22 protein-coding genes and 1 pseudogene are annotated in these 23263 nt (G+C 72.6%); 12 read left to right on the forward strand and 11 right to left on the reverse strand.

Features of this window, described 5'->3' with window-relative positions; all coding sequences use genetic code 11:
• Nucleotides 1-24 precede the first annotated feature (24 nt).
• The 4 genes from DDJ31_RS35515 to DDJ31_RS35530 all read left to right on the forward strand — a co-directional run bounded on the left by DDJ31_RS35515 (nucleotide 25) and on the right by DDJ31_RS35530 (nucleotide 4362).
• On the forward strand, nucleotides 25-990 hold the full coding sequence (locus DDJ31_RS35515; protein WP_127176311.1) for a phosphotransferase family protein: 966 nt from the start codon (nucleotides 25-27) through the stop codon (nucleotides 988-990).
• 91 nt (nucleotides 991-1081) lie between these two features.
• Entirely contained in the window at nucleotides 1082-2365 is a 1284-nt protein-coding gene (locus DDJ31_RS35520; protein WP_127176310.1) for an ROK family protein, read from the forward strand.
• 69 nt (nucleotides 2366-2434) lie between these two features.
• Entirely contained in the window at nucleotides 2435-2716 is a 282-nt protein-coding gene (locus DDJ31_RS35525) for a helix-turn-helix domain-containing protein (RefSeq protein WP_171480945.1), read from the forward strand.
• The gene (locus DDJ31_RS35530; protein WP_127176309.1) at nucleotides 2713-4362 is read left to right on the forward strand and encodes a helix-turn-helix domain-containing protein; all 1650 of its coding nucleotides are present in this window, start codon (nucleotides 2713-2715) and stop codon (nucleotides 4360-4362) included. The genes DDJ31_RS35525 and DDJ31_RS35530 overlap by 4 nt, the downstream gene beginning before the upstream one ends.
• A gap of 14 nt (nucleotides 4363-4376) precedes the next feature.
• Here DDJ31_RS35530 and DDJ31_RS35535 read toward each other — a convergent pair whose 3' ends face one another.
• Together DDJ31_RS35535 and DDJ31_RS35540 are read right to left on the reverse strand one after the other, a co-directional pair.
• Entirely contained in the window at nucleotides 4377-5342 is a 966-nt protein-coding gene (locus tag DDJ31_RS35535; RefSeq protein ID WP_127176308.1) for an SDR family NAD(P)-dependent oxidoreductase, read from the reverse strand.
• A gap of 287 nt (nucleotides 5343-5629) precedes the next feature.
• On the reverse strand, nucleotides 5630-6646 hold the full coding sequence (locus DDJ31_RS35540) for a PHP domain-containing protein (RefSeq protein ID WP_127176307.1): 1017 nt from the start codon (nucleotides 6644-6646) through the stop codon (nucleotides 5630-5632).
• Nucleotides 6647-6766: 120 nt separating this feature from the next.
• On the opposite strand from DDJ31_RS35540, the gene DDJ31_RS35545 reads away from it, so the two are divergent.
• Nucleotides 6767-7003, forward strand: a complete 237-nt coding sequence (locus DDJ31_RS35545; protein WP_127176306.1) for a hypothetical protein — start codon at nucleotides 6767-6769, stop codon at nucleotides 7001-7003.
• Nucleotides 7004-7048: 45 nt separating this feature from the next.
• Here DDJ31_RS35545 and DDJ31_RS35550 read toward each other — a convergent pair whose 3' ends face one another.
• From DDJ31_RS35550 to DDJ31_RS35560, 3 genes and pseudogenes are all read right to left on the reverse strand, one after another.
• Nucleotides 7049-8299 carry an RICIN domain-containing protein gene (locus tag DDJ31_RS35550; RefSeq protein WP_127176305.1) on the reverse strand — a complete coding sequence of 417 codons (1251 nt, stop codon included), beginning with the start codon at nucleotides 8297-8299 and terminating at the stop codon, nucleotides 7049-7051.
• Nucleotides 8300-8670: 371 nt separating this feature from the next.
• Nucleotides 8671-9219, reverse strand: a pseudogene (locus tag DDJ31_RS35555) (VanZ family protein); the annotation flags it as partial.
• Between the two features lie 101 nt (nucleotides 9220-9320).
• A complete protein-coding gene (locus DDJ31_RS35560; RefSeq protein WP_127176303.1) occupies nucleotides 9321-9983 on the reverse strand; it encodes a DUF4230 domain-containing protein in 663 nt (220 codons plus the stop codon).
• A 207-nt stretch (nucleotides 9984-10190) separates the two neighbouring features.
• Between DDJ31_RS35560 and DDJ31_RS35565 the strand changes: the two genes are divergently transcribed.
• Complete coding sequence (locus DDJ31_RS35565; protein ID WP_127176302.1) at nucleotides 10191-11144, forward strand: ribose-phosphate diphosphokinase; 954 nt, start codon at nucleotides 10191-10193, stop codon at nucleotides 11142-11144.
• A gap of 85 nt (nucleotides 11145-11229) precedes the next feature.
• On the opposite strand, the gene DDJ31_RS35570 is transcribed toward DDJ31_RS35565, so the two are convergent.
• The 3 genes from DDJ31_RS35570 to DDJ31_RS35580 form a co-directional block, all read right to left on the reverse strand.
• Nucleotides 11230-11610, reverse strand: coding sequence for an anti-sigma factor antagonist (locus tag DDJ31_RS35570; protein ID WP_127176301.1), 381 nt, complete (start codon nucleotides 11608-11610; stop codon nucleotides 11230-11232).
• A gap of 378 nt (nucleotides 11611-11988) precedes the next feature.
• Nucleotides 11989-13020 (reverse strand): hypothetical protein, encoded by a 1032-nt coding sequence (locus DDJ31_RS35575; protein WP_240677965.1) that lies wholly within the window; start codon nucleotides 13018-13020, stop codon nucleotides 11989-11991.
• A 71-nt stretch (nucleotides 13021-13091) separates the two neighbouring features.
• Nucleotides 13092-13694: a GNAT family N-acetyltransferase gene (locus tag DDJ31_RS35580; protein ID WP_127176300.1), complete on the reverse strand. Its 603-nt coding sequence runs from the start codon at nucleotides 13692-13694 to the stop codon at nucleotides 13092-13094.
• A 418-nt stretch (nucleotides 13695-14112) separates the two neighbouring features.
• Here DDJ31_RS35580 and DDJ31_RS35585 point away from each other — a divergent pair, with 418 nt between their 5' ends.
• From DDJ31_RS35585 to DDJ31_RS35600, 4 genes are all read left to right on the forward strand, one after another.
• Complete coding sequence (locus tag DDJ31_RS35585; RefSeq protein ID WP_127182442.1) at nucleotides 14113-14865, forward strand: (5-formylfuran-3-yl)methyl phosphate synthase; 753 nt, start codon at nucleotides 14113-14115, stop codon at nucleotides 14863-14865.
• Nucleotides 14866-15049: 184 nt separating this feature from the next.
• The gene (locus DDJ31_RS35590) at nucleotides 15050-16456 is read left to right on the forward strand and encodes an aldehyde dehydrogenase family protein (protein WP_240677964.1); all 1407 of its coding nucleotides are present in this window, start codon (nucleotides 15050-15052) and stop codon (nucleotides 16454-16456) included.
• The gene (locus tag DDJ31_RS35595) at nucleotides 16453-17547 is read left to right on the forward strand and encodes an NAD(P)-dependent alcohol dehydrogenase (RefSeq protein WP_127176299.1); all 1095 of its coding nucleotides are present in this window, start codon (nucleotides 16453-16455) and stop codon (nucleotides 17545-17547) included. The genes DDJ31_RS35590 and DDJ31_RS35595 overlap by 4 nt, the downstream gene beginning before the upstream one ends.
• A 134-nt stretch (nucleotides 17548-17681) precedes the next feature.
• Nucleotides 17682-18230: a hypothetical protein gene (locus DDJ31_RS35600; protein ID WP_240677963.1), complete on the forward strand. Its 549-nt coding sequence runs from the start codon at nucleotides 17682-17684 to the stop codon at nucleotides 18228-18230.
• A 157-nt stretch (nucleotides 18231-18387) separates the two neighbouring features.
• On the opposite strand, the gene DDJ31_RS35605 is transcribed toward DDJ31_RS35600, so the two are convergent.
• On the reverse strand, nucleotides 18388-19338 hold the full coding sequence (locus tag DDJ31_RS35605) for an NADP-dependent oxidoreductase (protein WP_127176298.1): 951 nt from the start codon (nucleotides 19336-19338) through the stop codon (nucleotides 18388-18390).
• Between the two features lie 71 nt (nucleotides 19339-19409).
• Here DDJ31_RS35605 and DDJ31_RS35610 point away from each other — a divergent pair, with 71 nt between their 5' ends.
• Nucleotides 19410-20369, forward strand: a complete 960-nt coding sequence (locus tag DDJ31_RS35610; RefSeq protein ID WP_127176297.1) for a GlxA family transcriptional regulator — start codon at nucleotides 19410-19412, stop codon at nucleotides 20367-20369.
• Nucleotides 20370-20403: 34 nt separating this feature from the next.
• Here the strand turns inward: DDJ31_RS35610 and DDJ31_RS35615 are convergent, their stop codons facing one another.
• Nucleotides 20404-20967 carry a TetR/AcrR family transcriptional regulator gene (locus DDJ31_RS35615; RefSeq protein WP_127176296.1) on the reverse strand — a complete coding sequence of 188 codons (564 nt, stop codon included), beginning with the start codon at nucleotides 20965-20967 and terminating at the stop codon, nucleotides 20404-20406.
• A complete protein-coding gene (locus DDJ31_RS35620; protein ID WP_127182439.1) occupies nucleotides 20964-21326 on the reverse strand; it encodes a DUF1304 domain-containing protein in 363 nt (120 codons plus the stop codon). The genes DDJ31_RS35615 and DDJ31_RS35620 overlap by 4 nt, the downstream gene beginning before the upstream one ends.
• A 249-nt stretch (nucleotides 21327-21575) precedes the next feature.
• On the opposite strand from DDJ31_RS35620, the gene DDJ31_RS35625 reads away from it, so the two are divergent.
• The gene (locus tag DDJ31_RS35625; protein WP_127176295.1) at nucleotides 21576-23261 is read left to right on the forward strand and encodes a sensor histidine kinase; all 1686 of its coding nucleotides are present in this window, start codon (nucleotides 21576-21578) and stop codon (nucleotides 23259-23261) included.
• The last annotated feature ends 2 nt before the right edge of the window (nucleotides 23262-23263 follow it).

The raw sequence follows: 23263 nt of genomic DNA on the forward strand, positions 1-23263 counted from the left end.
CCGGAGGGAAGAGGTGGGCGCGGGATGACGGACTCCTGGGCGCGGGCCCGGCAGATCCTGGCGGCGGCCGGCCTGGCGCCCGACGCCCTCACCCACCTCACCCCGCTGACCGGCGGCACCTACAACACCGTCGAGGAACTCCGCCTCACCGGCGGCGGGCGCTACGTCCTGAAGGTCGCCCCGGCCGCCGAGGGGCTGCGCCACGAACGCCGACTCCTCGTCAACGAGGCGGAGTTCGCCGCGGGCGCGGCCCGAGCCGGGGTGCCCGCGCCGCGCGTCCTGGTGCCCGGCGACCGGCTCCTGATGACCGCCCTGCCCGGCACCCCGTGGGACGACGACACTCTCACCGACGCCGAACGGAGGCTCCTGCGCGTGGAGTTGGGCCGTCTGGTGGCGCGCCTGCACCAGGTCACCGGGCCTGGCTTCGGCTACCCGTCCGGCGCCCTCGGCCCGCTCGCCCCCGACTGGCGCACCGCCTTCACCACCATGCTGGACGCCGTCCTCGCCGACGCCCGCGACCACCGCCCGTGGCTGCCGCGCCCCGTCGACGCCATCGCCGCGACCCTCGCCGCCGGGTACGACGCCCTCGACGCCGTCACCGTCCCGCGCCTCGTCCACTTCGACCTCTGGCCCGGCAACATCCTGGTCGACCGCTCCACCGGCACGCCCCGCGTCGGCGGACTCGTCGACGGGGAGCGGATGTTCTGGGGCGATCCGCTCGCCGACTTCGTCTCCCTCGCCCTGCTGGGCGACCTCCGGGGCGACGACGCCTTCCTCGCCGGATACCGGGAGGCGGGCGGCCGAGCCGCCTTCGACGCGCCCGAACGCCTGCGGCTCGCCCTCTACCGCGGCTACCTCTACCTGATCATGCTGACCGAGGTGGTCCCGCGCCGAGCGGACGCCGCACACCTCGACTGGGTGCGGCGAGCGGTCGCGCCGCACCTGGTCGCCGCCCTCGACGAGATCGACGCGCTGTCGCCCGTCTCTTAGCTCACAGCGTGAACTAAGGGTTGGAGGAAAGTCGCGCCGGGCCCGCTTCCGGGGGTATGTTGCAGGTCGAACAGGGTGCGAAGGGAGCCACATGGCGGGGCGGAACGGGCGCACGGTACGCGACCTCAGACGAGCCAACCGCACGGCCGTGCTGCAACGGCTCTACTTCGACGGACCCCTCAGCCGCTTCGAACTGGGACCGGCCACCGGCCTCAGCTCGGGATCGGTCAGCAACGTCGTCTCGGACCTCGTAACCGACGGACTGGTCGAGGAGGCGGGCAGCGTCGACTCCGACGGCGGCCGGCCGCGCACCCTGCTGCGGGTCGCGCCCGGCAGCGGCCACATGATCGGCGTGGACGTCGGCGAGACCCGGGTGCGGATCGAGCTGTTCGACCTCACCCTCACCGAACTCGCCCGCGCCGAACGCCCCTTGGCGCAGCGTCGCTACGAGGTCGAGGGCATCGTCGGCCACATCCGTGACGGCGTCGCGGAAGTGCTCGCCGAGGCCCGGATCGCCCCCGAGCAGCTCCTCGGCGTCGGCATCGGCGTCCCCGGCATCGTCGAACGCACCCCCGACCGGGGCGCCGTCGTGCACGGCCAGACCATCGGCTGGTACGACGTCCCGCTGGAGAGCCTGCTCCGCGCCACCTCCCAACTCCCCGAATCCGTGCCGTACTTCATTGACAACGGCGCCAAGACGCTCGGCCAGGCCGAGATGTGGTTCGGCGGCGGGCGCGGCGCCCGCAACGCGGTCGTCGTCCTCTTCGGCTCCGGCGTCGGCGCCTGCCTCGTCACCCCCGAGGTCGAGCACGGCCGCGCGGTCGAATGGGGGCATCTGACCGTCCGGGTCAGGGGGCGCCGCTGCCGGTGCGGGGCGCTCGGCTGCCTGGAGGCGTACGCGGGCGCCGAGTCGCTCATCGAACGCTGGCGCGAGGAGGGCGGCCGTCCGCCCGCCGACGAGGAGACCGCGCTGACCGCGCTGCTCGCCGCCGCCTACCCGCCCGAGGGCACCGAGGCCGACCCGGTGGCCCTCGCCGTCCTGGAGGAGACGGCGGAGTACCTGGGCGCGGGCCTGTCCGACCTGATCAACCTCTTCCAGCCCGAGCGCATCCTCATCGGCGGCTGGGCCGGCCTCCAGCTCGGCGCCCGCTTCCTGCCGTCGGTGCGCAGGTACGCCATGTCGTACGCGCTGCGCCACCCCGCCGAGAAGGTCACCGTCGACCTCGGCAGGCTCGGCCCTGACGCGGTCACCGTCGGCGCCGCGATCCTGCCGCTCGCGGACTTCTTCACCCGTGGCGGCCGACGCGCCGAGCCTGCCCCCGAGGGCCCGGCCCCCGCGTGGCGCACGGCGATGGAGGAGCGCACCCCGCACTGACCGCGTCCCCTCATGCGGCCTCGGCATGGCGCATGCGGAATCCGCATCGACTGCGGATAGGGTCGGATCATGGGACTGACCTTGGGAGACCGCGTGAGGTCGTCGGTGGCCGCGCTGATGCAGGCCACCGGCGCCTCCCAGGCGGAGATCGCCGCATCGCTCGGGGTCGGCCAGGCCCAGGTGAGCCGCCGCCAGTCGGGCAGCGCCGCCTGGACCCTCGCCGACTGCGACGCGCTCGCCGCCCACTTCGGCATCGACGTCCTCGACCTGCTCGCCGGACCGACCCGCGCGTGCGAGACCCTGCCCGCCCGGCGACGCCGGCCCGCGCGTGCGAGAGAGGTGACCCGATGACGGACTTCGAGGCGATCGACGCCCTGCTGGCCGCCGCCCGCGAGGAGGCGCCGCTGCCGACGCCCGAGGAGCGACGCGCGCTGCGCGAGGGACTGAACCTCTCCCGCGCCCAGGTCGCGCTGGCCCTCGGCGTGAGCCCGTCCACGGTCGGCGGCTGGGAGAGCGGACGCGACCCCGGCGGCGAGGTCCGCGACAAGTACGCGTACTTCCTACAGGGAGCCCGCACCAGACTGGCGGCCCGCACGGAGCCGCCCGCCGCGCCGCCGAACGCCTCGGCGGCCCCCCACACCCCCACCGCACCGACCGCACCGGACGTCCCGCACGGCCCAGGCTCCCCGCACACTCCTCACGCCGCGACCGCCCCGGCCCCCGCTGCCACCCCCGAGACCGCCGCGCACCCCACCACCGAAGCCGACGACGACGTCGAGCCGCTCGCCGTCCCGCGCCCCTGTGTGCTGTGCGGTGGCTCCGCCCGTCACCAGGTCGCCGGATTCCCGCAGCACCTGGACCCGGGGGAGTGCGGCACTCCCGCGCAGGAGCGACGACAGGAACCGGAGCCCGAGCCCGAATCCGGGAAGGCGCGGGCGCCGCGGGGAGCACGGGCCGGTGCCGCACCCGCGTCCGGCCCGGCCCCGGGAAAGCCGCGCGGCTCGGACCGGCCGGTACGGGTGGTCCCCGCGGGCCGGCGGATGCGGGCCGCCGACGCGGCCGAACCCGACCTGATCGCCGACGCCGTCACGGCCGCGCTCGCCGCGCACGACGGCGACGTCAAGGCCGCCACCGCCGCGCTGGTGAAGCGCGCCATCCCGGACGCGATGGCGCTGCTCGACCACAGCCGCAAGGGCGGCAGGTACGACGTCATCGCGCACCCCTGGATCCCGGAGGTGCTGCGCAAGCAGAGCGCGCGCGGCCCTGACCTGATCTGGGAGGCCCGCCCCAAGTGGGCGCGGCCCGAACTCCCCTCCGGCGTGCACGAGGTGACCGCGCTCGACATCAACGGCGCCTATCTGTCCGCCCTCAAGACCCACCTGCCGATCGGCCAGTTGGAACACTCCGCCGGACTCGGCCACGACCGCAGGCGAGCCGGCGTCCACCTGATCACCCCGGCCCGCTGGGAGCACGGCGACCACCTGCCCGACCCGATCGGCGACCGGGACGAGCCGGGCCCGCTCTGGGTCACCGAACCCACCCTGCGGCTCCTGCTGCGCCTGTCGGGGCCGAAGTACGGACTGTGCGAACCCCCCGAGATCCACGAGTCGTTCACCTCGGGCGCGACCGAAGGGCTTCTGGAGAAGTTCCGTGTCGCGCTGAAGGACGCCCGCGACCGGGCGATCACCGAGGACGACGAGGTGACGCTGGAGTACGTCAAGGCGATGTACTCCAAGTTCGTCTCCACGATGGGGGAGTCGAACTACAACCGTGAGCTGTACCGCCCGGACTGGATGCACCTGATCCGCTCCCAGGCCTTCGCCAACCTCTGGACCAAGGCGTTCAAGGCGTACGACGAGGGACTCACGGTGGTCCGCGCCATGGGCACCGACGAGCTCCATGTGATCGGCGACTGGCGCCAGGTGTTCCCCGAGGGCCGGGGCGTCGCCGAGGTGAAGGTCAAGGACGTCTACGAGGTGGGCGAGCGGGAGGAGTGAGAGCCCCGGCCAGGTCAGTCCGTGGCGAAGGCGTTCACGCCCGTCCGTCGTGCCGACAGCTCCCACAGGCGGGCCGCCTGGTCGGGGTCGACCGCCCACGCCTTCACGCCGAAGCCCGCGCCGTCCTCGGGGGCGGGTTCGGCGACGTCGCAGTCCTCCAGGTAGAGCCCGCCGAGGCCGTCAAGCGCGGGTGAGGTCGCCGCCCACACCTGGGTGGCCGCGCCCTGCGGCGGGGTCTTGAAGCCCTGCGGGTCGAGCGGTTCGCCGTTCTCGTCGATCCAGCCGCGCTCCACCATCTCCCGCTTGGGCAGGTGCCGTTGGAGCGGGGTGAGGATGCCGCCTGGGTGCAGCGCGAAGGCGCGGACACCGGAGTCGCGGCCCAACCGGTCGAGGTGGACGGCGAACAGCACGTTCGCGGTCTTGGCCTGCCCGTAGGCCTGCCACTTGTCGTAGCCGTCCTGCCAGTCGATGTCGTTCCAGCGGATGCCGGAGTTGTGGTGGCCGCGCGAGGAGACCGAGACGATCCGGGCGCCGCCGGGCGCGATGGCCGGCCAGAGCCGGTTGACGAGGGCGAAGTGGCCGAGGTGGTTGGTGGCGAACTGCGCCTCCCAGCCGGGCCCGACCCGGGTCTCGGGGCACGCCATGATCCCGGCGCTGTCGATGACGATGTCGATGGTGCGTCCGGAGGCGAGGAACCGCTCCGCGAAGGCGCGCACGCTCTCCAGGTCGCCGAGGTCCATCTCGTCCACCTCGACGCCGTCGAGTCCGGCGAGCGCCTCCTCGGCGGTGGCCCGGCGGCGGGCCGGGACGACGACGTGGGCGCCCGCCCTGACCAGCGCGCGGGTGGTCTCCAGGCCGATGCCGGAGTAGCCGCCGGTGACGATCGCGAGCTTGCCGGTGAGGTCGATGCCTTCCAGGACGTCGTCGGCCGTGCTGGTCGCGCCGAATCCCGAACCGATCTTGTGCTGTGCAGTGCTCATGCCCATGACGCTACGGATTGGAGTGCTCTCCAAGTCAAGCGGAGAGCGCCGGAGCGGACAGAGGAGAGCCCCGGCCGGACGGGGGAATCGCGGCCGGGGCGGTCACAGGGTGGGGGCGGACGGCGGTCGCCTCTCGGCGAAAGGCTCCACAGGGCTTCAGCCGAACGATCGTCCCTGTGGGCGGAGGGTGAGGCCCGGGGACACTGTTCCGTCCGCTCCCACGACTGGTTCAACGGAGGACCGCCCCTGGTTGTTCCTGACCCTCCCGCCGACCGCCGTGACCTGAGTCACCCCCTGTTGCTCCAGGTCAGCAGCCGGTCGACGGGCCAGGTCGTCACCACTCGTTCGGCGGGCACCCCGCACTCCTCGGCGCGGGCGCAGCCGTACCCCTGCCAGTCCAGCTGTCCCGGCGCGTGCGCGTCCGTGTCGATCGAGAAGAGGACCCCGGCGTCCACGGCCCGGCGCAGCAGCCTGCGGGGCGGGTCGAGCCGCTCGGGCCTGCTGTTGATCTCCACCGCCGTGCCGGTCTCCGCGCAGGCCGCGAAGACCTCGTCGGCGTCGAACTCCGACTCCGGCCGCCCGCGCCCGCCGATCAGCCGTCCGGTGCAGTGGCCGAGGATGTCGGAGCGCGGATCGCGGACGGCGGCCACCATCCGGCGGGTCATGGCGCGGGCGTCCATGCGCAGCTTGGAGTGGACGGAGACGACGACCACGTCGAGCTGGTCGAGCAGCTCGGGCTCCTGGTCGAGGCCGCCGTCGTCGAGGATGTCGCACTCGATGCCGGTGAGCAGCCTGAACGGTGCCCAGGAGGCGTTCAGGGCGGCCACCTCGGCGAGCTGCTCGCGGAGCCGTTCGGGTGACAGGCCGCGGGCCACGGTCAGCCGGGGGGAGTGGTCGGTGAGCACCGCCCACTCGTGCCCGAGGCGGGCCGCGGCCCGGCCCATCTCCTCGATCGGGCTGCCGCCGTCCGACCAGTCGGAGTGCAGATGGCAGTCGCCGCGCAGCAGCGCCCGCAGCCGCTCGCCGCCCTCGACGGGCGGTCCGGCCCGCGCGTCCTCGCGCTCCGCCGTGGTCAGATAGCCGGGTACCTGCCCCGCGAGGGCCTCCCGCACCACCTGCGCGGTCTTCGGGCCGACGCCCTTGAGGGACTCCAGGGAGCCGTCACCGGCCCGCTCGCGGACCTCTTCCGCCGACAGCGCCGACAGGACCCGGGCGGCGGTCCGGAAGGCGCGGACGCGGTAGGGCGGCGCCAGGGACCGTTCGAGCAGGAAGGCGATGCGCTCCAGCGCCTCGACGGGGTCCATGGCCGCCTCCTCCGGTCGGTCCCGGCGGGCGGGGACGGCATGCCGCCCCTGCCCGGATCGGTTAAAAACCGAACGAACCCGACCATTCGTGACGTCGCGATGCGTTCTAGGCTCTATTGCATGACCGAATTCGCGAGCCCGCACCTCTCCCGTCCGCGGATCATGGTGCTCGGGGTGCAGCCGGGCAGGCCGCCGTTCCGGATCGTCGAGATCGACGGCGAGGTGGTGGGCGAGGCGACGGCCCTCATCGACGTCCTCAGGGTCGCCGCCGTGCGCGGCATCGTCATCCACGACCTGGACGACCCCGACGTGGTGCGCTGGGTGGGCGGCGACAAGTTCACCTGGCAGCCGCGGTAGAGCCTGCCAGGAGCCGGTCGCCGCCCGAGGGCGCGGCCGTCGGCCTCAGCCGACCGTCCACTTCTGGTTGGCGGCGCCTGTGCAGGTCCAGATCTGCAACCGGGTGGAGTTGGCCGAGTTGTTGCCGGTCACGTCCAGGCACTTGTTCGCCTGCGGGTTGACGATGTCGTGCGCCCCGGTGACCGTCCACTTCTGGTTGGGGCTGCCCGCGCAGTCCCACAGCTGGACGGTCGAGCCGTCCGCGGTCCCGTTGCCCGTGACGTCCAGGCACTTGCCCAGCGCGCGGATCGTGCCGTCCGCGCCCACCGTCCACTGCTGGGCGCTGCTGCCGTTGCAGTCGTAGAGCTGGACGGGGGTGCCGTTGGCGGGGTTCGCGGCGGCCACGTCGACGCACTTGCCCGCGAGGCCGCGGATCGCGGCGGCGCCGGGCGCCGAGTCGCCGGTCGTCACCGACACCGAGTCCACCACCAGCTGCTGTGGGAAGGACGTCGATCCGTCCGGGTCGCCGGGCCAGTAGCCGCCGACCGCGAGGTTCAGGATCAGGAAGAACGGCTTGTTGAAGACCCAGCTGCGGCCGCCCAGGTCGGCGGGGGTGCGGCGCTGGTAGACGGTGCCGTCCACGGTCCAGGTGATCGAGTCGGGCGCCCAGTCCACCGCGAAGGTGTGGAAGGCGTCGGCGAAGGCCTGCCCGTTCGGCAGCGAGTAGCCGGCGCCGATGCCGCCCGAGCCGGAGTAGCCGGGCCCGTGGATGGTGCCGTGCACGGTCGACGGTTCGAAGCCGACGTTCTCCATGACGTCGATCTCGCCCGAGTCCGGCCAGTTGACCGGTGTGCCCAGCATCCAGAACGCCGGCCACATGCCCTGCCCGCGCGGGATCTTCATCCGCGCCTCGACGTGGCCGTACTGGGCGTTGAACTTGCCCGACGTGTTCAGCCGCGCCGAGGTGTACTGACACGTCCCGTACCAGCACTGGTAGTTGGACGGGTTCTCCCGGCGGGCCGTGATCACCAGATGGCCCTGGCCGTCGAGCGCCGCGTTCTTGTTGCCCGAGGTGTAGTACTGCCGTTCATGGTTGTTGACGTTGTCGCCGGTCTCGATCTGCCACTTCGACCCGTCGACGGCGGCACCCGCGGGCCCGTCGAAGGAGTCGGAGAAGGCCACCGCGGCGGCGGCCGAGGTGGTCGCGGTGGCCGCTGACGGGCGGGCCTCGGCGGCGGGTCCGGTCGCGACGGACGCGACGAGGACGGCGGGCAGGGCGGCGAACAGGCATCTGCGCAGCAGGCGTGGGGAAGCCACGGATGTTCCTTCCGGCGGGGTGGGGGGTGAAGGACGTCGCCTCTTGATTTAAGGAGTGAGATAAGGAACGCGTCAAGTCCCTGGTCCATACCAGGGACTTGACGCGTCCGGTTCCGCCGCGGTCAGGCGCTCTTGGTCCGCTTCAGGGACTTGGGGAGTTTCGAGCCCTTCGACGCCTGCGCTGTCTTCGACATCTTCGCCGTTTTCGACGTTCCCGCTGTCTTCGACGTCTTCGAGGCACCCGCGGCCTTCGCGTCCCGCGACGCCCACGCGGGCCGCGAGAACCTGCCGGACCTGGCCGCCTTGGCCGCCCCGCCCGACTTCGCGGGCCTCCTGGACGCCGTCGAGGCTTCGGCGGGTGCCGGACGCGGACGGCGCCTGCGCGCGTGCACCGCCCGCCCCATCCGCCGCCCCAGCAGCAGGTAACCGATCAGCGCGCCTGAGGTGTTGAGGATGACGTCGTCGATGTCGAAGGAGCGCCCGGTGATCAGCGCGCCCTGCGCGAACTCCACCGTCAGCATCACGATCGCGGTCAGCAGCAGCACCCGCAGCAGACCCCGGGCGCGCGGCGCGAGCACCGGCACCAGGATGCCGAACGGCACCCCCAGCACGACGTTGCCGCCGATCTGCTTCACCGCGTCCCGCATCTCCGGCTGGTCCAGATAGGCGCGCAGCGAACTGCCCGGGTGGAGGTTGGTGTGGATCAACGACACGGAGGCCGGCGACGGTTCCAGGGTCAGCTTGGCCAGCACCACCGCGAACGCCACCATGAACCCGAAGGCGATCAGCATCGCCAGGAGCCGGACCGGCAGGGGCAGCACGTGCCGCTCCCGCTCCACGGCCGACGGCTCCGGGCCGCCGTCCGGTCCCGAAGCGCGCCGGCGCCATCCGCCACGCGTCCTTGTCTCTGCCCGGGTCATGTCCGTCCTCCGGTGGTGGTGTCCTCAACGTCCCCGTGTCGCAAGGCGGTTACCCGCGAACCCGCCGAGGATGCGGCGCCCGCGACACGAGCCGCGCCCGGTCATGATCCGTAGCTGACGTGCACCTCCTTGAAGCCCAGCGAACGCAGCAGACCCTGGAGCATGTCGGTGGTGTTGGTCTCGGCGCGGGTCGTCAGACCGCTCTCCTTCGCCGCGTCCCCGATGTGCTTGACCGCGAGTTTCTGCACGGCCTGCTCGCTGTTCGGGTTGTCCGAGAAGAAGTCGCCGAGCCGGTCGAGCAGTCCGCGCTGCTTGGAGACCGCGTAGGAGCGGTCCGGGTTCAGGGCGGGCTTGCCGAGGGCCGCGTGCGGCAGCCGCAGGGTGGCCGAGGTGCGGTCGTCGTTGACCCGCACGTCGTCCTTGCCCAGCTTGCCGAGGTCGACATAGGCGTCCACGGTGCCCGCGCCCACGTACAGGACGCGTGAGCCGCGGATCGCGTCGGGCAGGTACTTGCTGTCCTTCTCCAGGTCGACGACGACCTGGAAGTTGCCGGACGCCGCGTCGTAGCGGCTCATGTCCTGGATGGACTGGAGCAGCGCGGGTCCCGTGCGGTCGTGCGTCTCGGTGCCGAAGAGGTTGTTGAGCCCTGGCAGCACGCTCAGCACTATTCCCGCGAACAGCAGCACGAGCACCAGCACGACGGCGCACACCGCCTTCGCCCAGCCGGGCATGCGCCCGGAAGCGCGCTTGATGGGAGTCGTCATGGTGACGGCCCTCCTTCCTACCGACCGGATGCCCCTCAAGCCCCTTGTCAGACCGCCCTGTTGCCGGATCGGAACACAGGCCGCCGGACTGTGACCGTGCCCGTCGCGACGCTCCTGGCCACTCCCGCCGGCCGGCGCCACCGCACGGTGTTCCGGGTGATCAGTAGCATGAGGGCGACCCGTTCATGATCACGCGAGGAGCAGATCGTGCGAGACATCTCCGTGTTCAGCGGCAGTGCCCACCCCGAACTGGCCGCCGAGGTCTGCGCGCACCTGGGGGTGCCGCTCAGCCCGACCCGGGTGAGCCGGTTCGCCAACGACTGTCTGGAGGTGCAGCTCCAGGCCAACTGCCGGGAACGGGACGTCTTCCTGATCCAGCCGCTGGTCAAGCCCGTCCAGGAACACCTGGTCGAGCTGCTGCTGATGTGCGACGCGGCCCGCGGGGCGTCGGCGGGGCGGATCACCGTCGTCATGCCGCACTACTCCTACGCGCGCTCCGACAAGAAGGACGCGCCCCGCATCTCGCTCGGCGGCCGGCTGGTCGCCGACCTGCTGGTGGCGGCGGGCGCGAGCCGGGTCCTCGCCATGACCCTGCACGCGCCGCAGGTGCACGGGTTCTTCTCGGTGCCGGTCGACCACCTGCACGCGCTGCGGGAGTTGGCGGCCCACTTCCGGCGCTACGACCTGAGCCGCACCACCGTCGTCTCGCCCGATCTCGGCAACGCCAAGGAGGCCGCCGCGTTCGCCCGGCTGATCGGCGCCCAGGTGGCGGCGGGCGCCAAACAGCGGTTCGCGGACGACCGGGTGTCCATCAGCTCGGTGATCGGCGAGGTCACCGACCGGGACGTCATCGTGCTGGACGACGAGATCGCCAAGGGCAGCACCGTCATCGAACTCCTGAAGCGGCTGCGGGAGTTGGGGCCGCGCTCGATCCGGATCGCCTGCACCCACGGGCTGTTCGCGGCCGGGGCGCTCAAGCGGCTCAGCGAGCAGGACGACGTGCTGGAGATCGTCTGCACCAACACCGTGCCGGTGCCCGCGGCGGAGCACACCGACAAGCTGCGCGTCCTGTCCATCGCGCCGGCCCTCGCCGAGGCGGTGCGGCGCATCCACAACGGGGAGTCGGTCAGCGCGCTGTTCGACGCGCCGAGGGACGCGTAGGGAGGCCGGTTGACGGCGCCCGCCGCCGTCACGCGGGTGCGCGTGACCACGGGCCACCGGGCCACGGGGTCACGAGGCCGCGGGGTCACAGCGTGCCCGAGGTGGCCCCGGGGCGCTCCAGGGCCGCGTCCAGCGTCGGGTAGGGCGGCAGCAGCCGGGCGAGGCCGGTGATGCGCAGGACCCGCAGGGTGAGCGGGTGGGCGCAGACGAGCCGGAGTTCGCCGTCCTGGTCGAGCACCCGGCTGCGGGCCCGGTACAGCAGCCGCAGCCCCGAGCAGTCGAAGAAGTCGACCCCGCCGAGGTCGATCACCAGCCGGACGTCGGGGCGGGCCGTGACCCGGTCCAGGTACGGGGATATCTCCGCCGCCGCGGCTATGTCGATGTCACCGCGCAACTCCAGCACCGTATGTCCCCTGTCCTGGTGGACGCGGACATGACGGGCCGGGCGCGCAGGGTCCTGCCGCACGACGACATCGCCTCCATCCAGCTCCGCGCGAGGCGGCCGCTCAGGTCACCGGGGTCCGGGGTGACGTCCTGTGCGGAGCCTACGAGCGGGGTCCTGTGCCCGGGGCGGGGCAAGCGCAGATCGGTTCCCCGCCCAGCAAGTTACCCCCGATGGAATGAATTTGAGCATGTTCGATTGACATATGTCGGTGAACTGGATCCGGCGATTCGTCAAAAGATCGTACAGACGCCTCGGGGACGGCCGCGGAACCCTGCCCCGGCCGCCCCACGCCGGCCCCCGGCAGTCCCGCGCCCGCCCCGGCCGCCCCACGCCGGTCCCCGGTCACCCCATGCCGGCCCCCAGCGGCCCGCGCCCGCCCCCAGCCGTCCCGCTCCCGGGTCAGTCCGCGGTCCGCGCGTACAGATCGCAGACCCGGTCCAGGAACGTGTCGGCCGACAGATGCGCCTCGGCCAGCGCCCGCACGCTCCTGCGGTCGCTCTGCAGGGCGTCGCGGACGTCCGCCATGACCAGCCCGGGGTCCCGGTCGCTGTACGCGCCGGTGAGGTTGTAGCGCATCAGCGGACCGATCGTCTCCTCGGTGATCGGTCCCGCGTAGCCGTACCCCGCGCAGAGCGTGGGCACCCCGGTGGCCATCGCCTCCATCGCCCCGCGCCCGAGCGAGACGGCGGCGTCCATCTCGCCCAGTAGATTCGGGATCGAGTGGCACGGCACATGGTTGATGAGGATGATCTCGCTGCCGAACCGGTCGCTGACGTCCCAGAACCCCGGTCCGTCGCCCGCCGCGTAGACCAGCAGCTCCCGGCGGTCGAGGTTCTCCAGGACCCGCGTCAGCAGCGCCTCGCGGCCCGAGTCCATCCGGCAGTACACCAGCACCTTCGGCCGCTCGCCCCGGCTCTTGAAGGGGATCGCGGGGAACCGCTCCAGGTCCACGCCCTGGTGGACGAGGACCGCGCGGCCGGCCGGCAGGTACTTCCGCTGAAGCTCCAGCGCGTTGCGCGTCATGCAGAGGAAGCGCGCGCAGCGCTCGACCAGGTACGCCGAGGAGCGGCGGCCCGCGTGATGGACGATCCGGAACGCGGGCACGTCCTCGGGGAAGACCTGGAGCATGGCGTCCGACGCCTCGTCGACCAGCAGGAGGTCCGTCTTCTCCGCCGGATCGGCCTCGTCCGTGACCCGGACGGCGGGCAGTTCCCTGAACGTCGAGGTGAACGCGAACCTCTGGAGGTCGTCGACGACGAGACGCACCTCGTGTCCCGCCTTGCTCATGACTCTGATCAGATCCAGCACGAAACTGTGCTGGCCGTAGGTGTGGTAACGGCCGCCCTGGCCGTGCTTTCCGTCGTAGATCGCGTTGCCGCCGGTGGCGAGCAGATAGGTGATGCGCACGCTGCCCTCAAGGGTCCCGGTCAAGGACCCGTCGATATCGGATGACGATGACTGCACCGCCCGGAGAACGTGACGCGTCGCCGCGCCCCTTTCTCTCAGACGGCAGCCTCGGAAGGCCCCTTCGGGTACTGCTCGAAACCGAAGCGCCGCTCGAATTCCGCCCGCCGATCGCCGTCGAAGAAATGAACCATCTTGACCATGGGACCCCACCGCTCGTCCAGGCTCATGCCCTCGAAGGTGAAGCCGTATTTGAGCTGGAGGATCATCGCGGACCGATTGTGCGGATGGTGCTGCGACGTCACCCGCTCGTAACCGAGATCGTCCAGGTACTCGAGGAACCGCGCGTAGACGACGGCGGCGATCCGCTGCGCGCGGTACTCGGGCAGCATTCCGCTGGTGCCCAGGTAGAAGGTGTTGGCGTCCTCCATCCGGCCCTTCAGCCACCCCACCACCTTGCCCTCGGCGTTTTCGATGAGCAGCCGCTCCACATGGCCGTGGGCGTACTCCTTCACCAGGTGCGCCGACTTCGGCCGGTACGGATAGGCGTCACGCTCCGGGAAGACGGAGGCGTAGATGTCCGTCACCGCCTCCCGGAAAGTCGCCTCGTCGACGCAGTACCCCGTTCCGCTCGCGCCGCCCGCGAGACGTACCGGAAAGAACTTTCGACGCTTCTCCTCGATCATCGCCTGAAATTCCATGACCCCCACCTGCGATCGATATACACATACGGATGTCGCCGACCTGAACTCGCCCTGACGCGGCGGGCGTCGGCCCGGCCGCCGCCCTGACAGACGGCCGATCGGGGAAAGGCGTTCCACCGATCACCGGAACTCCTCGTGGACGCAATCACCGTGGAGATCCGGTGACGAACTCCCCGCCGGCGGAACCGGATCACCGGTCCCGGAGAACGCGTACGGGCCGCGCGCGGTCTCTGGCTTCGCTCCGGCGCGGGCGGCGCACTTCGGGGCGGGCGGGCACGGGGAACGTCTCCTTCGGACTCCGCACGCCCTACCCGATGGTCATGGACGACCGTGATGATGAGCCGACCGCATGTGATCCAGGCGACTCCGCACCCCTGCCCCCGGGCAGCGGGCCGCGGGGAAGGAGCCCGCCTTGTTGCTTCTCATCTCTCCCGACGGCGTCGAGGAAGCCCTCGACTGCGCCAAGGCCGCCGAGCACCTCGACATCGTCGACGTCAAGAAACCCGACGAAGGCTCGCTCGGTGCGAACTACCCCTGGGTCATCCGCGCCATCAGGGACGCGGTCCCGGCCGGCAAACCGGTCTCCGCCACGGTCGGCGACGTCCCCTACAAGCCCGGCACCGTCGCACAGGCGGCGCTCGGCGCGGCCGTCTCGGGAGCCTCCTACATCAAGGTCGGCCTCTACGGCTGCACGACACCGGAGCAGGCCGTCGAGGTGATGCGCGGAGTCGTCCGGGCGGTGAAGGACCACAGCCCGGAGGCGTTCGTCGTCGCCTCCGGGTACGCGGACGCCCACCGGATCGGCTGCGTCAACCCGCTGGCGCTGCCCGACATCGCGCACCGCTCCGGCGCCGACGCCGCGATGCTGGACACCGCGATCAAGGACGGTACCCGGCTCTTCGACCACGTCCCGCCCGACGTCTGCGCCGAGTTCGTGCGGCTCAGCCACGCCTACGGGCTGCGGGCGGCCCTCGCGGGCAGCGTCAAGGCGCGTGACCTCGGTGAACTGACCCGGATCGGCACGGACATCGTGGGCGTGCGCGGCGCGGTCTGCGAGGGCGGCGACCGCGACACGGGCCGGATCGTCCCGGCGCTGGTCGCGGACTTCCGCGCCGAGATGGACCGCCACGCCAGGGAACACGCGACGCTGGCCCCCGCGGCGAGCTGACCGGACCCCACCACGGACGCCACCCGCGCGCCGCCGGGACGCCGGGGAACGCCTCCCCGGCGGAGGGCGCCGGCGCGCGGGTCGGGTCCGTGAGGTGTCGTCCGGGTGGGGCGGGGCGGGTCGGGGAACTGTCGGAGGTCCGGACGGCCGGGAGCCGTTTCGGTGGGCTGCAGGGGGAGTCGGAGTGGTGAAGGAGAGCGCCCGCGGCGGTGGGCGGTTCACGGTGGTCGATCCGGCCACCGGGGAGGCCGTCGCAGACGCCCCCGACCAGGGGCCGCGGGAGGTGGACGCCGCCGTCGCCCGCGCCCACGCGGCCTGGCCGGGGTGGCGGGCCGACCCCGCCGCCCGCAGCGCCGCCCTGCACGCGGCGGCCGACGCCGTCACGGCCGCCGGGGACGCACTGGCCCCGCTGCTCACCCGGGAGCAGGGCAAGCCGCTCGCCGAGTCGTACGCGGAGGTGGCCCGCACCGCCGCCAGGCTGCGCTACTTCGCGGACCTCGCGCCCGAGTCCCGGAGGATCGAGGACGGCCGTCCGGTACGCGGCGAGATCCACTGGCGCCCGCTCGGCCCCGTCGCCGCGATCGTGCCGTGGAACTTCCCGCTCCAGTTGGCGTCGGCGAAGTTCGCGCCCGCGCTCGCGGCCGGCAACACCGTGGTGCTCAAGCCCTCCCCGTTCACCCCGCTCGCCACCCGGCTGCTCGCCTCGGTGCTGGCCGCCGCCCTCCCCGAGGACGTGCTGACCGTCGTCACCGGCCGCGAACCCCTGGGCGCACGGCTCGTCGCGCACCCGGGAATCCGGCACGTGACGTTCACCGGCTCGCCCGCGACCGGCCGGGCCGTCGCCGCGGGCGCCGCCGCCTCACTGGCCCGGGTCACCCTGGAACTGGGCGGCAACGACGCCGCGATCCTGCTGGAGGACATCGACGTGGAGCGGATCGCGGACCGGCTGTTCTGGGCCGCGTTCCGCAACTGCGGGCAGATCTGCATGGCCGTCAAACGCGTCTACGCCCCGGCCGGGCGGTACTCCGAGGTGGTCGAGGCCCTCGCGGCCCGCGCGAAGGACGTCGTCGTCGGCCCGGGACTCGACCCGGCCACCCGGCTCGGCCCGCTGAACAACGCGCCGCAGCTGCGCCGCGTCGAGCGGTACACCGCCCAGGCCCTCGCGGCGGGCGCCCGCGCGGCGACCGGCGGCCACCGGCTGCCCGGCCCCGGCCACTTCTTCGCCCCGACGATCCTCGCCGACGTACCGCCCGACACCCCGGTGGTGACCGAGGAACAGTTCGGACCCGTGCTGCCCGTGCTGCCCTACGACCGCCTCGACGACGCCGTCGAGGCCGCCAACGGCACCGCCTACGGACTGGGCGGCTCGGTCTGGGGGAGCGACCTCGACCGGGCGGAGGCGGTGGCCGGGCGCCTGGAGTGCGGGACGGCGTGGATCAACCACCACGCCGAACTCTCCCTCGCCCAGCCCTTCGCGGGCCTCGGGAACAGCGGCGTCGGGATCGCGGGCGGCCCCTGGGCGTTCTACGGCAACCTCCAGCCGTTCGTCGTCCACCGCCCGCAACCGCACGCCGAGGGGCCGGCGGCATGAGGTTCCCCGCGGCGGTCCTGCGCGCCTACGACGGCCCGTTCACCGTCGAGGAGGTGGCCCTGGCGTCGGGGCCCGCCGACGGCGAGGTCCTGGTCAGGATCGCGGGCTGCGGACTGTGCCGGACGGATCTCGCCGTCCGCCGCTCGGCCGGCCGCTCCCCGCTGCCCGCGGTGCTCGGACACGAGGGAGCCGGTGTCGTCGAGGCGACCGGGGGCGCGGCCACCGGCCTGCGCGCGGGTGACCACGTCGTGCTGAGCTTCGACTCCTGCGGACAGTGCCGGGGCTGCCTGGACGCGGCCCCCGCCTACTGCGACTCCTTCGCCGCCCTCAACCTGTTCGGGGGCCGGGCCGAGCACGCGGCACGGTTCACCGACGCGGCCGGATCCGCGCTGGCGCCCCGCTGGTTCGGCCAGTCCTCGTTCGCCGGGTACGCGCTGGTCCCCGCCCGCAACGCGGTCCGTGTCGACCCCGCGCTGCCCCTCGCCCTCCTCGGCCCGCTCGGCTGCGGGTTCCTCACCGGCGCGGGCGCGGTCCTCAACTCCTTCCGCGTCGGCCCCGGTGACACCCTCGTCGTGCTGGGCGCCGGGGCGGTGGGCCTCGCGGCCGTGATGGCGGCCACCGCCGCCGGAGCGGTGACCGTGGCCGTCGACCGGCATCCCGAACGCCTCGCGCTGGCCGAGCGGTTCGGCGCGCTGCCGCTGCCCGCCACGGCGTCCGGCCTGCCCGAGCGCGTCGCACGGCTCACCGACGGCGGCGCCCGTTACGCGCTCGACACCACCGCGAGCGCCCCGCTCATCAACGACGCGCTCCGCTCGCTGCGCCCCACCGGCAGACTCGGCCTCGTGGCCCGCCTCGGCGCCGAACTGCCCCTGGAGACCGGGACGTTGGACCGAGGCCGCAGCATCTCCCACATCTGCGAGGGCGACGCGGTCCCCGGCCTGCTGATCCCCCGCCTGACCGCCCTGTGGCAGGCGGGCCGCTTCCCCTTCGACGCGCTGATCCGCACCTATCCGCTGACCGCCATCAACGAAGCCGAACACGACTGCGAGACCGGACGGGTGGTGAAACCGGTCCTGATTCCAGGGAGTTGAGGCACGCGCACTCCAGAAAGTCGAGGCACTCGCAGCGACACCCGACCGGGCGACCTGACCCTCCCGGACGGGGTGCGCGCGGGTGGCGCACAGCTCTCCGCCGTCTCATCCAACTGTCACTTCACGGGGGAACCATGAAGAATGTGTCACGCCTGGGCGGCTGCTGCGCCGCCCTGTTGGCCTTGGTGACGTTCGCGTCCACCGCCTCGGCGGCCGAGCCGTCCGACGACGGGCCGCGGATCGAGGTCGTGGACGTCGCGGGAGTCCAGGTCGCCCGGCAGGCATCGGCCGGGACGCGGCCGATCATCGCCTCGGCCCCGGCCGTCGCCGTGGCCGCCGCCGGCGTCTGCGGAGCGGGCTACACCATCTCCACCGGCGCCGCCCGCTACGGCAGGTACGGCACCGCGTACACCTGGACCAACGGCAGGACGACGGGCGGGCGGTACTACGACAAGCCCATCTGCGCGGTGTTCTTCAACGACACCGGCGCGGCGCACTCCATGGGGGTCCGCCTCAAGGACAACTACACGGCCACCCCCGACGTCGAGGACTTCGGGACGTACAGCTCCTACGCGGGGCCCGTCTACCAGAACAAGGGCTACTGCGGCCGCGCGTACTCCTACATGAAGGTCGGGAACGCCGTCGTCGTCGACAACTACCTCGCCGTGGGAACCTGCAACTGATCGCGTCGCGCCGGGCGCCGCGCTCCGTCTCCCGGAGCGCGGCACCTCTCCCCGCCGCAAGGCCACGGTTCCCCGCCGCGAGGCGACGGTCAGCCACAGTGAGGAGGCGACAGGCGGCTGAGGCGTCCGCGGCCGGTCGGCCTGCCGGTCGGGCGGCTCAGTCCACCAGCAGGACCAGCTTCCCCGCGGTCCGGCCGGTCTCGCCCGTCCGGTGCGCCTCGGCGGCGTCCGCCAGCGGGAAGGTGCCGGCGACCGCCGGTCGCAGCTCGCCCGCCTCCACCAGCTCCGCGATGGCCCGCATCCCGCTCCGCGAGGCGTCGACCAGCATCCGGACCGCCCGCACCCCGAGCCGCTCGGCCTCCTCGTACAGCGCGTCGGAGCCGACCGGGATGATCGACACCAGGGTGCCGCCGGGGCGCAGTACCCGCAGCGAGCGCAGCCCGGTGTCACCGCCGAGCGGGTCGAGCACCACGTCGACGTCCTTGACGGCCTCGGTGACGTCGGTCTCCCGGTAGTCCACCGCCTCGTCGACGCCGATCTCCCGCAGGAAGTCGTGCTTGCCCGCGCTCGCCGTGCCGATCACGTACGCGCCGCGCGCCTTGGCGATCTGGACGGCGACATGGCCGACCCCGCCGGCCGCCGCGTGGATCAGGACCCGCTGGCCCTGCCGCAGACCGGCGTTCTCGACCAGCGCCTGCCAGGCGGTGAGGGAGACCAGCGGCAGGGCGCCCGCCTCGGTGTGGTCGAGCGCGGCCGGCTTGTGCCAGAAGGCGCGGGCCGGCGCGGTCACGTACTCGGCGTGCGAGCCGTGGCCGAACGGGTAGGACAGCATGCCGAAGACCTCGTCGCCCGGCCGGAAGCCGGCGACCCCGACGCCGGTCGCCTCGACCACGCCGGAGACGTCCCAGCCGAGGACGAGCGGCGGCTCGCCCAGGAAGCCGCCGTTCGCGCGGTGCTTCCAGTCGGTCGGGTTGAGGCCGGCGGCGCGCACCCGCACCAGCACCTCGTTGGTGCGCGGCTCGGGGCGGGGGAGTTCCACTTCCTTCAGGACCTCGGGACCGCCGAGGACGTCCTGGCTGATGGCTCGCATCGTGTTCACAGTGCTCATGGTGGACCAGCCTGCCCGGGGCCGCCCGACGGGAAAATGGCACGATGGCCATCATTCGATAGGATCGTGCCATGCGTGAGACGAGAAGGCCGCAACGGGTCGTGGTGCTGGCCCTGGACGGCGTCTACCCCTTCGAGCTGGGCATCCCGAGCCGCGTCCTCGGCATGGCCGCCGACCGGTACGAGGTGCTGACCTGCGCGGTCGGTGCCGGACCCGTCCGCACCAACGCCGACTTCGCCGTCACCGTCGAGCACGGTCCCGAGATCCTCGCCACCGCCGACACGGCCGTCATCCCGCCCGTCGACCCGTCCCTGGTGGCCGCCGACCTCTCCGACGACGTGGCGGCGGCCCTCGCGCTGATCCGCCCGGACGCGCGCATCGTCTCCATCTGCACCGGCGCCTTTGTGCTCGCCGCCGCCGGCCTCCTCGACGGCCGCAGGGCGACCACCCACTGGCACCTCGCCGACCGGTTCAGGGCGCTGTTCCCGCACATCGACCTCGACCCCGACGTCCTCTTCGTCGACGACGGCCGCGTCCTCACCTCGGCGGGCGCGGCCTCCGGTGTCGACGTCTGCCTGCATCTCGTCCGCAAGGACCACGGCAGCGAACTCGCCAACACCGTCGCCCGGTTCTGCGTGGTCCCGCCGTTCCGGGACGGCGGCCAGGCGCAGTACATCGAACTGCCCGTCCCGCAGCAGGGCGCCGCGAGCACGGCGGCCACCCGGGCCTGGGCGATGGAGCACCTCGGCGAACCCCTCACCCTCGCCGACCTGGCCCGGCACGCCAGGATGAGCCTGCGCACCTTCGCCCGCCGCTTCGCCGACGAGGTCGGCATGAGCCCGGGACGCTGGCTGATCCAGCAACGGCTGGGCCACGCCCGCCGGTTGCTGGAGTCGAGCGACCTCTCGGTGGACCAGATCGCCGGACGCGTCGGCTTCGCCACCGGCGCCTCACTCCGCCAGCACCTGCACGCGGCGATCGGAGTGTCCCCGCAGGCGTACCGCCGCACCTTCCAGACCACGTCCCGCTGACTCGGCCGAGCACCGGAGGGGGAGCGGGCCCGGGTCAGCGGCTCGCGTGCAGCGCCACCAGCAACTGCCATACCTGGTCGGAGATCTCCCGCGGTGAGCCGGGCAGCAGACCGTGCAGCCAGTCCGCCAGGACCCCGGCGAACGTGGCCGCGACCGCCGTCGCGACCAGCGGGGCGTCCGCCGCGCCCGCCCGTTCGCGCTCGCGCAGGCTGTACGCCCGCAGATCGAGGTGGAGCAGCTTGCCGAGCGGACCGCCGCCGCCCGGGGCGAGCAGCGCCCGGTACAGATCGGTGTGCGGGGCGAGCGAGGTGAAGAACTCCACCAGCGCGGACGGCGCGTGGACGGGGTCGGGGCGGCCCGTCCAGGAGTGCAGGGCCTCCACCCCCTCCCGGACGACGTCCGCGCAGGCGTCGACCGCGAGCGCCTCGAGGCCGTCGTAGTGCACGTAGAAGGTGGCCCGGCCGACCCCGGCCCTGCGCACCAGCGACGCCACCCCCACCTCGCCGAGCGGGCGTTCGGCGCACTCCTCGAACAGCGCCGCCCGCAGCCGGGCCCGGGTGCGGGCGGCCCGCGGGTCCTCGGGCGGGAGCCGGTTCACCGGGCGGCGAGGACGGCGGCCAGCGCGAGCGCGCCGGGCAGCGCCTGGGCGAGCAGGATCCGCCGGTTGGCCGTGACGCCGCCGTACACCCCCGCGACCACCACACAGCTCAGGAAGAAGACCTGTGCGTGCGGGCCGGTCGGGTCGGCCGCGATCAGGCCCCAGACCAGGCCCGCCGCGAGAAACCCGTTGTAGAGGCCCTGGTTGGCGGCGAGGGGTGCGGTGGCCCGCGCCATCTCCGGGTCGAAGCCGGACAGTCCGCGCCCCGGGGCCCGCTGCCAGAGGAACATCTCCAGCACCAGGATGTAGACGTGCAGCAGGGCCACCAGCCCGACCAGTACGTCGGCGACCGTCTCCATAACGCTCCCTCTCATGGACAGGTGTCCACTATAACTGGACACCTGTCCACCACTGTTCACGGGGCGTCGTGACGGAATCCTCACTTCCGCCAATGGCCCGAGGTTGATCCTTTAGGGTTGGAACCCGATAAGCTCCCCATCGGCACTGCGAGTTACTGATCGCTTCTGGTCGTCTCGCTGTGCGTATGCATGAGTGCGATCCCCTATCTCCACCCCCCTTGTTCGATCGTGTTGCTTCGAAGGATGCAGATGGAACTCGCCACTCCGCCGCCGGCGGCGCGGCCCCCTGTCGCCTGGTACAGCTGGTGGCTGATGCCGCTTGCCTTAGGAGGCGGGACGGTTGCCACCACGTTCATGAGCTCGGAGCGAATAACCGCCGCCGTCGCGGGCGCCGCCGCGACGGCCGCCAGCGCCGTCTGTGTGAGGGTGCTGCTGCGCACCCGCGCCCAACTGCGCCGCTCCGAAGGCTCTTTCCGTACCTCACAGGCCGAGCACTCGCAGCAGTGGCAGCAGCATGTGACCGGCCTGGAAAGGAAGTTCAGCGCCGAGCGCGCCTCCCAGGAGGCCCGCCTCGGTGAGCAGGCCGGTATCTACGAGGCCCAGCTCGCCGACCAGGCCGCCGCCTTCGAGGCGCGGCTGAACGAGCAGGTCAAGGCCTACGAGGCACAACTCGCCGACCAGGCGGAGGTGTGGCAGGAGCAGCTGGCCCGCCAGCACTCCGCCGTCGCGACCCTGGCCACCGAGCAACTCCCCGACGCCCTGGCGCGGTTGCGTGCCGGTGACGCCGTGGACGACCTGCTGCCCCCGGCCAACCAGACCGCGAAGATCGACGCGGATCTCCAGGGCGAACTGCGCAAGGTGCTCAGAACGGCCCTGATCGGGGTCGAGGAGGAGTTCAACCGCTCCACCTCCGCCGAACAGGCCGTGATCGGCATCGGTAACCGCATCCACGTCCTGACCAGCAAGCTCCGTGGCCGACTGCACGAGATGCAGGGCGAGCACGGCCGGCTTCCCACCGTCGCCCGCGGGCTGATGGAGCTGGACCAGGAGATCGGCCCCGCCGACTGTCTCGCCGCGAGCATCGGTGTGCTCGGCGGCTCGGACCGGCCGGGACGCCAGTGGCAGGAGCCGCAGCGGCTGCTCAGCGTGGTCCGCGGCGGCATCGGCCGGATCAAGGACTTCCACCGCGTCGAGGTGCGCCAGCTGCCCGAACTCGGCGTCGACGGTGGTCTCGTGGACCACCTCACGCTGATCTTCGCCCACCTCCTCGACAACGCGGCCCGCTACTCGCCGCCGACCGAACCGGTGGTGGTCTCCGGCAAGGAGGTCCCCAACGGCGTCGGCATCGAGATCCAGGACTCGGGCAAGGGCCTGAGCGAGGAGAAGAAGCGCGAGGCCGAGGACGCCCTCACCGGCTCCGCGGCAGGCCCCGGCATCGGCGGGGTCTCCGAGGACGCCACCATCGGCCTGCGGGTCGTCGGCGCCCTCGCCCGCCGCTACGGCATCCGCGTCACCTTCGCGGACTCGCCGTGGCTCGGCACCTCGGTGGTGATCGTCGTCCCGCACAAGTACTTCAGCCAGTTGCCCACGGCCACCACGACGCCCGCGGCCCCGGCCGTCCAGGCGTCCACGGCGGCCCCGGTCCGTGAGCCGGCGGAGGCCGAACTCCCGGTCAAGGGCAGCGCGAGCGAGACCGAAGAAACGGTGGACACCACACCCGGCGGACTGCCGAGGCGCCGTAGCAAACGGAACGAACCGGACCAGGAACGGCTTGTCGAGCGGACGGAGGAGACCGCCCAGGTCGCCGCCGTCCCGCCCGACGCGTCCTTCGCCGGCCTGGCCGCCTTCGCCACCGCCGGCCGCGAGTCCACCGAGGAGGACCCGGCGTTCGACCTCCGGCTGTCCACCGAGCACCGCACTGAAGAGAGCGACTAGTC

Origin of the sequence: Streptomyces griseoviridis (assembly GCF_005222485.1) — a bacterium.
GTDB lineage: Bacteria > Actinomycetota > Actinomycetes > Streptomycetales > Streptomycetaceae > Streptomyces > Streptomyces hintoniae.